The following is a 384-nucleotide window of genomic DNA, read 5'->3' as shown; positions in this document are numbered from 1 at the left end:
GCATCATCGTGTGGTCGAACGACGAAGCTGAGGATGTCAGAAATCTCCTGACCGGCCTGTACTTGGCCGGGAGCAACAACTACGGCACACCCTTCGACAAATCCCTCATCGAACGGTCGAGCATCATTGTTCTTGAGGCCGTGGTCAAAGCAGTTGAGGAGGGCAATGACATCAATTCGCAGACCATCGAAGGTCTTGCAGCTGCCCAGCTGTTGCAGCCGATCACCATCACCACGCCGCCCCCTAACGCCCAAGAGATCGTCAACGCGGCTTACGCCGAGGCCACGCGGGTTTCGGCTGCTGCGCACGCCGCGTACGAAGAGGAGCACGGGTCCTCCTTCAGTGGATTCGCGCACGTGCACGCTGTCTCGTATACACCTCCCC

At 59.4% G+C, this 384-nt stretch carries 1 protein-coding gene; it reads left to right on the top strand.

Annotated elements, in window-relative coordinates; translation table 11 throughout:
* Positions 1-384, top strand: a 384-nt coding sequence (locus tag FJV41_RS53095) for a hypothetical protein (RefSeq protein ID WP_181791668.1), incomplete at both ends; no start/stop codon positions are given.

The organism is Myxococcus llanfairpwllgwyngyllgogerychwyrndrobwllllantysiliogogogochensis (assembly GCF_006636215.1).
GTDB lineage: Bacteria > Myxococcota > Myxococcia > Myxococcales > Myxococcaceae > Myxococcus > Myxococcus llanfairpwllgwyngyllgogerychwyrndrobwllllantysiliogogogochensis.
The sequence above is the reverse complement of the archived record's forward strand: the minus strand, read 5'-3'. Positions and strand labels throughout refer to the sequence as shown.